Raw genomic sequence first — 8,298 nt, 5'->3', positions numbered from 1 at the left:
AGTTGCTCTGCGCCTCCCTGGTGGTTCGGATCGAACCCCGGCACCACTGGCTCGGTGTGTACCAGGGCGATACGGAGGACCCAACCTGCCTGCGGTGCCTCGATCGCGTGGCGCTAAGCGAGCTGAGCAATGCCACCTGCTGGTTTTACCCCACCCACGACGGCACCTACCTGAGCTGGGAGCGTGGCCTGCACCTCACCTTGAAGCCGGGCTCGATCGTCGATTGTCCTGAGGAGCTGAGTTCTGCGCCTTACGACCGCACCTTGATCTCCGTGCTCTGGAGCCTGCTGGGCGACGACGCCAGCCTCACCTGTGTGGGGCTCACCTACGGAGGCCAACGCCTTGTATTGCCAACGGAAGCGCTCAGCTCCGACCCGATGGCGACCTGGGGACGGTTCAGGGTCGACAACCAGGCCGAGCACAGCCTTGTGGTGGAGGACTGTCTAACGGTCTTCCCAGCCCCGCCATTAGCGGCCTGATGCTTCCGGGCCGCCCAGTGACCAACAGATCGATCAGCGCAGGCTGCTGTATGCCTATCACTTGTCTGAAATGGAGCACCGACGGCGAACTTTCAGCTTTTGATCTCCACTTAGTCCTAGGCCGATTGGCGCTGGTCGATCGGCATGTCGCCGCGATATGAGGGAACAATCTGGACCTCGAACCCTGTCCTTCGATCAGCTGAACGCCATTGTCAGGTGCGGATCAGCCCAAGCCCCATCGTCAGCAGAGGCAGGCTGGCCCACGCTGCAGTGATGGCTTTCGTGAGCCGGGCCTCCGCTGCCGTGAAGGATTGCACCGAGACCAGGCCGGAATGACTGCGGGCCTTAAGGATTGCTTTAGGTTTGGGCCGTGCTGGAGCTGCCGGTGGTTCAATCCTTTTCGCTTCTCGCTGCCACCGGTCTGGCAGGGCTGGCCTTGGTGAGCCTCTGCATCGCCTTCCTCTTCTGAGCAGCCTGTTGTTCTGAACCGCTGCGTGTCTGTGGCGGCGCGGTGCCGGCTGTGATCCGACATCCTTGGCGCTATTCCAGCTGACGTTGGTGCCCCTCGATCCCGCCACCCTCCAGCCCCTGCCGAGCACGCCAGCGCTGAGCGGAGTGCTCGAGACCCTTGCCTTCTTTCGCGATCCTGATTTCGCCCGCTCCCGCTTCGAGCGCTACGGCGATGTGTACGAAACCAGCCTGCTGGGGCAACGGACCGTATTCATTCGCGGCGGTCAGGCGATCGGCGACCTGTTCGCCCAGGGCGATGCGGTTCAGGGCTGGTGGCCCGACAGTGTGCGAGAGCTGCTGGGGCCCCTGTCGTTGGCGAACCGCAACGGCGCCGACCACAAAGCCCGCCGCCGGGTGGTGGGCCAGCTGTTCGCCTCTGCTGCCCTCAAGCGCTATAGCCCGACGATCGTGGCGCTGGTCAACGAGCTCAGCCAGGAGCTGCTCGCTTCAGACGCGCCGGTGGCCCTGGTGCCAAAGCTGCGGCGTTTTGCCTTCAGCGTTATTGCGAGCACGGTGCTGGGGCTTGACCCCATCGATCGCGAAGCCCTGTTCGTGGATTTTGAAACCTGGTGCCAGGGTCTCTTCTCACTTCCCCTGGCGTTGCCCGGCAGCCCCTACGCCCGTGCCCGCCAAGCCCGCCAACGTCTGCTCAAGCGCCTAGGCGCTGTGCTCAAGAGGGCGCAGTCCGCCATGGCATCTGGAGCACCCATCGCCGCCGGCGGCCTTGATCTGCTGGCCGGTGGCTTGGATGAAGCCGGTCTCCCCCTGGGCGACGACGACGTGGCGGAGCAGCTTCTGCTGCTGCTGTTTGCCGGCTACGAAACCACCGCCTCCGCCCTGAGCTGCTTGTTTCTGACACTGCTGCAACACCCAGCCGAGCTGGACTGGCTAAGGGAGGAACTCGACGTCTTGCCGTGGCCGCCGGAGGATGGGGAGGCTGGGAGGGCCACCGACGCCCTCCGGGCTCCGCGGCTCGATGCGGTCGTGAAGGAGGTGATGCGGCTGACCCCGCCAGTAGGTGGTTTCTTCCGCCGCACCCTGGAGCCCATTGCCCTAGCGGGTGTACTGGTGCCAGCCGATCGGGTGGTGCAGGTGAGCATCGCCGCCAGCCAGCGCCATGGGGCCGATACGGAGGATCTGGCAATCTTCCTGCCGCAGCGACATTTGGACGGTGACACCACGGTCACCTTGCTGCCTTATGGAGGTGGTGAGCGGGTGTGCCTGGGCAAGGCGCTTGCGGAGCTGGAGATCAGGCTGCTGGCGGTGGGGCTGCTCAAACAGCTGACCTTGGCGCTGGAGGCGGATCAGGACCTGACGCTCAGGGTCATCCCTAGCCCCTCTCCGGCGGATGGCCTGCTAGTTCGCGCTCGTTCCACAGCCAGCTAAGCCTCCAGCCTCATCAGCACGGGGGACTCGGATGGGAACCGTGCTGCTTCTCAAGCCCCTCTGCCGATTTTCCGCAGCCACATCGGCGGGGACTGCAGACCAGGCGCTGCTGCGGGTCTCCGCTGTTCAGGTCAAAACTTGAGGAATCGGGCTCATGGGATTGAGGCAAAGTGGCCAGCGGTTAACAATTCTTTGCATTAGGTTTACGGAAAGAGCTTTCCACCCCTTGAACGACCTCCTGGCTGCTGTCTACCTGATCTTCTTTGCGCTCATCGCCGGTGGAGCTTTTGCCTTGATGAGTCAGAACCTACGCGGCTCCGCTTCTCTTGCATCCCAAAGAAGTGGCGGCAAGCCAAGGCGCCATCCTGAGGCTCCCGAGCCCGGTGACGAGGTCCTTTACGTCGACTTCAGCCGGGAGCGGCTGGAGGAGCTCTATCAACAGGCGTCGTAAGCCATCAGCTCACCACACGACTTCTGCAGCCCAGCCGGCACTACTGCGGCAGGGCTAGAGGAAATCAACTCGCAGCACCTCGCTGTGCAGCTGGTAATGGTGAATCACATCCACTGGCTCACGGCCAATGTTTCGAAGTGAGCTATCCGTGCCGTTGTAGCAATTGCAGCTGCTGAATGTTCAGGACTTGGTCCTGGCAAGTCAAGAAGACCTGCTCGATTGCTCTACTTGAAGTACCAAGCTCAGCAGCCATCGACTCTTCTCCGATGGACTGCTGGAAGTGATGCAGCACGTGCTCATATGACAAGGGTCGGCACATAGCCCGAAAAGTTGGACCTGCATTGCCTTGTCAGGAGAGCCAGCCACGCCCAGCGGCCAGGCGAGAGCCTTCCTCCGCCGCCTCAATGCAGCGCTGAGCCCGGCGCTACTGCTTCGCAGAAGCCTGTGGCTAGGCATCGTCCTGCCCCTGGGCTCGCAGCACACAGCCCTCCATCGCCTCCGGCGACTCGATCAGAGCCAGCAGGCCAGAGGTTCTCGCGCTCAGGGAGCCATCAGCCAGCAGCCGACTCACGCTGGCGTCCTCCCACAGCAGGGCGCCAGCGGATCCAGGAGCAAACAGCTCCTGCCGCAGCACCTCCAACAACTGCTGCTTCAGGGCATCAAGCTGCCCTGGCCTTAGCCGGCGGCTGTTGGGCAGCCCTTCCGCTCTCCCCGTAGGGATCACGGCTGGACGATCCGGCGCATGCTCCACGCTCCAGCTCAGGCCAGTGCCCGGAACTCCCACCGTGTTGCGCGCACAACCACTGCGGGTGACGGGGATGTTGAACGAAGCACCCCGCCCACCAACGGAGATGGAGCTCAACCCGCCCTTGGTGAAATTGAAGCGCAGCGGGCCTAGGCGGGTGGAGCGGCGAAAGCGGAAACCCATGGCTCAGCGGCTCTTGGCGTAGTAGTTGCCTGATGAATACCAGCCCAGCGGGCATCCCTTGCCGCTCTTCTGGATCGCCTCGTACTCAGTGGATACCACCGCAGCTGCCCAGGGCTTGAGTGAATGCACCGTTGGCGGATCGCCCGTCAGCATGGGGATACTCTCGTTCACCCTTTGCTCCTGATCCCCTGCTTGCCGTTCAGCACGGCCAAGGTGCTGAGCATCAAGGCCACCATGCTGCTGTTGCTCACTCCTGCTGGTGAGCCTTGCCGAGAAGGCTGATGAAACAGAGGTGCAATCTGCGGTGGGGACATGAGAAGAGCACGCCAGAAAGTGTGCTGGCTCCTACGTCATCGAGTCGTCAACATGCTCAAGCCCGTGGAGGAGGAGCAGTGTAAAATCAATATCTGCTTTAATTCAAAACCTATTCCAGAGACTATGAACCCGAGTCGCCTTTATCTCATTTTTTCCGCAGCTGGGCTGCTGCCAATTGCGCTTAGCTACGGAATTGACCCAAATCGGATCCTCCCAAAACTCTTGAAAATCCAACCCATGGGCGGGGATTTAGTTCACATCCTTAGGGCCGTAATGGGTCTCTACCTTGCAATCCTTGTCCTTTGGCTGTTGGGCGCGATCCGTGGTGGATCGCTGATGCGTACAGCCATAATTAGCGAGATAGTATTTATGTCTGGATTGGCAGCCGGCAGACTTATTGACATGCTGCTAAACGGCTGGCCAAGTCCAATCCTCATTGGGTATACCGTTGCAGAGTTGATGTTGGCCTCATTGGGAATTCTTTGTCTGTTCAGTTATGACAGAAATTCTGAAGCCACCGATGGCTTGACATAGGCAGCTCAGTCGAGACGCGCAAGCCAGACCCGACCGGCAGCTCGTGTCACTGCAAGGGGAGCATGGGATTCACAGTGACCTCTTTACAAGAAAGGGTGGTGGATTTGGAGCGAAGGGAGGTGGGCCTGGCCACCGCCCCGCCCAGTCAGTAAATGTCCTTCGCCGGGCGGCCCGGCACAGGGACTGGGTGCGACCCGCCCCCTCGCCTAGAGTCTCCAAAATTTTCCACTGCTCCATGCCCTCCGCACAGCTTGCATCCGCGATCCTGAAGGCCTCAACCCTTCTGGCAGCGAGCCTCACGGTGGGAGTGGGCGTTGCGGGCCTGGCCGCCAACGCCGCCCCCACCTGCACCTTCCTTCAGCCGGTGGGAGGCAATGGCACCTCGCCGATCGTGTCGAAGTCTGTGGGGCGGGGCAAATTGATTGGCAATACAAACTGGAACACCGATTTCTTCGTCACCCAGCCCTACACCAGCTACAAGTTTTTCTTCACCGCCAACTCCTCTGACGCCAACGCCCAGTACCCGGTGGAGGGCTACATGAAGTTCAGCGATGGCTCCAACCTGCAGATGTTCAACACCCTGATTAACCCTCCAATGGGCACCGGCAAGATGTTTGGTCCTTTCGCGGCGGTGCCGGGCAAGCAGGCCTCCCAGATGAATTTCAAGGTGGGGGCCAGCAGTGATCCCAATGCCCTTGGCTTTAGCTACCGGATCTCCGTGCAGGGCTGCCGCTGATCCGGTTGTTACAAAGGGCCATCAGCGCCGCTTGCTCGAAATCGATCTGCAGTAGGTCTCACACCTGCTGCACTAGGCGGGAGAGGGCAGGGTCGTTGTTGAGTTTGCGGTCGATCTGCGCAAAGACATACTTTATTGTGGAGTGATACTTGCCTCCGCAGGCCCTGCCAATGCGGGGAAGGTTGAGGTTGGTGCACATGCGAATCATGAACATGTTCACTTGGCGGGGCTGGCTCACTGCTCGGTGGGGGCTAGATCGCTTGCATCTAGCGAATAGCTATCGCTTGCCGGCTCGTGCATCAGCCTCCCCTCCGTCCTGGGAGTTGTCGGCGTAGGAGTGCGGCTCAAGCTGATCGGTAGTACTGAGCGCATCCCTCGGTGGGGTGTTGCCTAGCGCACCTCTCGGTGCGACCTGATCGGTATTGGTGCTGGTGGCCATGACCCGTCTCGGCTGTCAGTGGAATCGTCAGCCCATCGCGGCGCTGTCAATACCTCTTGCCGAGGCCAATAGGTCGTTGGCTCAAGAGAGTTGGCGACTACGTGCCTCCAAGGAGCGAATGGTGTCCAAAACACCGGGCAAGGCCTCCTGGCAGATCAGCAGCACCTGCTCAGCATCCATATCGAAGTACTCGTGGGCAAATGACATCGCGGAATCCCATGGCGTCCTTCCAATTGATCTCAGGGAAGCTGGCCGCCAGCCAAGAACTGCATGCAGATCACATCGAGTAGGTCCTGGTCTTCCTCCTGCTCCAGCAGAGCTGGATCGTTCATGAGGGGCTTTGCCTTGCGCGTGATCCGCTCTAGGGCCTGCCGAAGTGGCGTCAGCAGTAAATGCAGATCACCACTCACGCGCTGATGCCCTCTTTGAGGATCGCCGCTCGCAGCGGCGGGTTCATGCGCTCTCGCAAGCGCACCAGGTCAATAGGGCGCTGCAGCAGCTGCTCCAGCTCTTCTTTGAGGTGCACGGTCGCGAAGGGTGTCAGCGGGTCGAGTTCCACCCAGACATCTACATCACTAGTAGAGGTTGCCTGGTTGCGAACCGTGGAGCCAAACAGGCCGATGCGTTGCAGCTGGTACCGCTGCCGCCACTGGTTCTGGCGCCCGCGCAGAAGCGAAAGGAGCTCCTGAAGGTCGAGTGCTGGTAGAGCGATCGAGCTGGTCATGGAACCAGTGGCATCCAGCCAGTATCGACTAGTTCGGCCGCGCAGTCAGCTCTGCTGACCTGTGACGCCAAGTGCTTGCATAAAGGATGACCGCAGGAGGAACAGGCGGTTTCGGGCCTGGTTAGGAGCCTTTGATGCCAGATCAGGTTCAGAGACCAACCAGGGAAGTTCGGAGGTGCTGGGAAGTCGCTGCATACGCTCAACCCCTCAGCAGGGCCGCGCTGCCAACCATCCCGGCGGCATCAACAGGGTCAGCTGGTCGCCGTAACGGCGCCGCTGGTTAAGCAGGGCGGTGTCGTAAGCGATCACGTCGGCTTTCTGCAGCGGGGCATCGCCGCCGGCGGCAACCGAACCAGCGATAGGCGCGGAGGAGGACTGCTTCTCGATTGCCTGCTCCTGCTCAGGGCTGGGCGCCAGCAGTTGCTGATCGATAAGTGCCACCGCATCAAGCAGGGCACGGTCGCTGGAAGGGCTAGCGCCTGACGGATGGCTTCTTGATCCTGCGGTTGCCAGCTCACGCGGAGCCTGAATTCAGCAACGGGACTACTACGCAGCATCCAGGGCCATTGCCGACCATGCAAAAATCTGTATTACAGTTGGCCTATTCGTCGTACTGGGCTTGTCCCTGCGGGCCATGCCGCTCACCGTCAGGCTCGATTCCGACACCGAGCACTGTCTTAATGACCTGCTGGAGGAAACCGGCCAGGACAAAAGCTCTCTGATCCGCCAGCTAATCCGTGAGCGCTGGCAGCAGCGGCAACCACGCCCCTCCATCACCCAGCAACTGGGCGGCCATCCCGAGGCCTTCCTCGACACCCTGCCAGCCGGCAGCGCGGAGCGGCAGCAACGGCACCGGCTTCTTGGCCAGCACCTACAAAAGCGCCGAGAGGAGCGGAGCTGATGCAACGGATCTTGATCGATTCCGGCATCCTGCTGAGCTACTACCAGCAGCAGGAACCGCTCCATCAAGCGGTTGTCGCCTTCTTTGACCAGAACACTGCCCAGCTCATCACCTCACCTATTTGCATCGCTGAGGTGCTCTGGCTGCTTGGTAATCCAGGTAACCCCGCAGTGCTGGCTGCTCAAAACCACCTGCTTATTGCTGTGAGTCGTGGTGGAATTGAGGCCATCAACCTGCTTCCAGAGGACTATGCCCGGGTCGCCGAGCTCAACGGGCGCTACGCAGACCTGCCAGGTGATTTCGCCGATCTCACCTTGGTGTGCCTCTCCGAGCGGCTTGATATCGCTGAGATCCTCACGCTTGACAGCGACTTTGATGTCTACCGGCGCTTCCGCAAGCAACCCTTCTGCCGGATTCCTCTTGGCTGAGCAAAGGCCTTTTGTATCGCCTGGCTCTGCAGCAAGCCATAGGCATGGGAGGCCGCCATCGTCACCTCAACAGGTAGGGATAGTCACACCTTTTTCATCTCCGTTGCAGTGAGAATGAAGCAATCAATGGCACTAGCAAGCCAAGCCCGGATGTTGCACGCATGCGAGAAGCCCTGATCCACACCATCGGCCCAGCCCTCAAAAAGTCGACTTGGATGAATTGATGATTCCTTTCCGTGCCCTACTGCTACAGAGACTGATTTGCTCGGCCTGGTCCATCGGCGCGATTGCGCTGGTGACCGCCTCAATGCTGGAGTTGGGTTTGGTCGTTGCTGGCCCTGAAAGGTTGCTCTGATTGCAGCGCCTGAGCTCAGCACCTCAAAGTGAGTGACGGCGAGTGACAGGAAGCCGTTTAAAGTAATTAGTCAGATCAACGTAGTTAGTCAGATCAGAAACAATGGCCCTCA

13 protein-coding genes and 1 pseudogene are annotated in these 8,298 nt (G+C 60.5%); 7 read left to right on the top strand and 7 right to left on the bottom strand.

Features of this window, described 5'->3' with window-relative positions; genetic code table 11:
* From KBY72_RS09860 to KBY72_RS09850, 3 genes are all read left to right on the top strand, one after another.
* Nucleotides 1-479 (top strand): hypothetical protein (locus KBY72_RS09860; RefSeq protein ID WP_254993483.1); only part of this gene is annotated, 479 nt, incomplete at its 5' end.
* A 606-nt stretch (nucleotides 480-1,085) separates the two neighbouring features.
* Nucleotides 1,086-2,375: a cytochrome P450 gene (locus KBY72_RS09855; protein WP_409995491.1), complete on the top strand. Its 1,290-nt coding sequence runs from the start codon at nucleotides 1,086-1,088 to the stop codon at nucleotides 2,373-2,375.
* 226 nt (nucleotides 2,376-2,601) lie between these two features.
* Nucleotides 2,602-2,826 carry a hypothetical protein gene (locus KBY72_RS09850; RefSeq protein WP_254931581.1) on the top strand — a complete coding sequence of 75 codons (225 nt, stop codon included), beginning with the start codon at nucleotides 2,602-2,604 and terminating at the stop codon, nucleotides 2,824-2,826.
* A gap of 448 nt (nucleotides 2,827-3,274) precedes the next feature.
* On the opposite strand, the gene KBY72_RS09845 is transcribed toward KBY72_RS09850, so the two are convergent.
* Together KBY72_RS09845 and KBY72_RS09840 are read right to left on the bottom strand one after the other, a co-directional pair.
* On the bottom strand, nucleotides 3,275-3,754 hold the full coding sequence (locus KBY72_RS09845; RefSeq protein ID WP_254961160.1) for a DUF4236 domain-containing protein: 480 nt from the start codon (nucleotides 3,752-3,754) through the stop codon (nucleotides 3,275-3,277).
* 3 nt (nucleotides 3,755-3,757) lie between these two features.
* Nucleotides 3,758-3,925 carry a hypothetical protein gene (locus tag KBY72_RS09840; RefSeq protein ID WP_254993482.1) on the bottom strand — a complete coding sequence of 56 codons (168 nt, stop codon included), beginning with the start codon at nucleotides 3,923-3,925 and terminating at the stop codon, nucleotides 3,758-3,760.
* 195 nt (nucleotides 3,926-4,120) lie between these two features.
* On the opposite strand from KBY72_RS09840, the gene KBY72_RS09835 reads away from it, so the two are divergent.
* Together KBY72_RS09835 and KBY72_RS09830 are read left to right on the top strand one after the other, a co-directional pair.
* Nucleotides 4,121-4,603, top strand: coding sequence for a DUF4345 domain-containing protein (locus KBY72_RS09835; protein WP_254993481.1), 483 nt, complete (start codon nucleotides 4,121-4,123; stop codon nucleotides 4,601-4,603).
* Nucleotides 4,604-4,838: 235 nt separating this feature from the next.
* The gene (locus KBY72_RS09830) at nucleotides 4,839-5,339 is read left to right on the top strand and encodes a hypothetical protein (protein WP_254961163.1); all 501 of its coding nucleotides are present in this window, start codon (nucleotides 4,839-4,841) and stop codon (nucleotides 5,337-5,339) included.
* Between the two features lie 58 nt (nucleotides 5,340-5,397).
* Here the strand turns inward: KBY72_RS09830 and KBY72_RS09825 are convergent.
* From KBY72_RS09825 to KBY72_RS09805, 5 genes and pseudogenes are all read right to left on the bottom strand, one after another.
* Nucleotides 5,398-5,583 (bottom strand): annotated as a pseudogene (locus tag KBY72_RS09825) (helix-turn-helix domain-containing protein); the annotation flags it as partial.
* A gap of 276 nt (nucleotides 5,584-5,859) precedes the next feature.
* A complete protein-coding gene (locus KBY72_RS09820; protein WP_254961164.1) occupies nucleotides 5,860-5,985 on the bottom strand; it encodes a hypothetical protein in 126 nt (41 codons plus the stop codon).
* A 32-nt stretch (nucleotides 5,986-6,017) separates the two neighbouring features.
* Nucleotides 6,018-6,188, bottom strand: a complete 171-nt coding sequence (locus KBY72_RS09815) for a hypothetical protein (RefSeq protein ID WP_254993480.1) — start codon at nucleotides 6,186-6,188, stop codon at nucleotides 6,018-6,020.
* Entirely contained in the window at nucleotides 6,185-6,502 is a 318-nt protein-coding gene (locus KBY72_RS09810; protein ID WP_254961166.1) for a nucleotidyltransferase family protein, read from the bottom strand. The genes KBY72_RS09815 and KBY72_RS09810 overlap by 4 nt, the downstream gene beginning before the upstream one ends.
* Before the next feature lie 207 nt (nucleotides 6,503-6,709).
* A complete protein-coding gene (locus KBY72_RS09805; RefSeq protein ID WP_254961168.1) occupies nucleotides 6,710-6,943 on the bottom strand; it encodes a hypothetical protein in 234 nt (77 codons plus the stop codon).
* 178 nt (nucleotides 6,944-7,121) lie between these two features.
* Here KBY72_RS09805 and KBY72_RS09800 point away from each other — a divergent pair, with 178 nt between their 5' ends.
* Both KBY72_RS09800 and KBY72_RS09795 read left to right on the top strand, forming a co-directional pair.
* Complete coding sequence (locus KBY72_RS09800; RefSeq protein ID WP_254993479.1) at nucleotides 7,122-7,403, top strand: hypothetical protein; 282 nt, start codon at nucleotides 7,122-7,124, stop codon at nucleotides 7,401-7,403.
* Nucleotides 7,403-7,831, top strand: coding sequence for a type II toxin-antitoxin system VapC family toxin (locus KBY72_RS09795; protein WP_254961172.1), 429 nt, complete (start codon nucleotides 7,403-7,405; stop codon nucleotides 7,829-7,831). Before KBY72_RS09800 ends, KBY72_RS09795 begins: the two co-directional genes overlap by 1 nt.
* Nucleotides 7,832-8,298 lie beyond the last annotated feature (467 nt).

Origin of the sequence: Cyanobium sp. BA5m-21 (assembly GCF_024346235.1) — a bacterium.
In the GTDB taxonomy this organism is placed as follows: Bacteria; Cyanobacteriota; Cyanobacteriia; order PCC-6307; family Cyanobiaceae; genus Cyanobium_A; species Cyanobium_A usitatum.
This window is presented reverse-complemented; position numbering and strand designations above follow the sequence as displayed.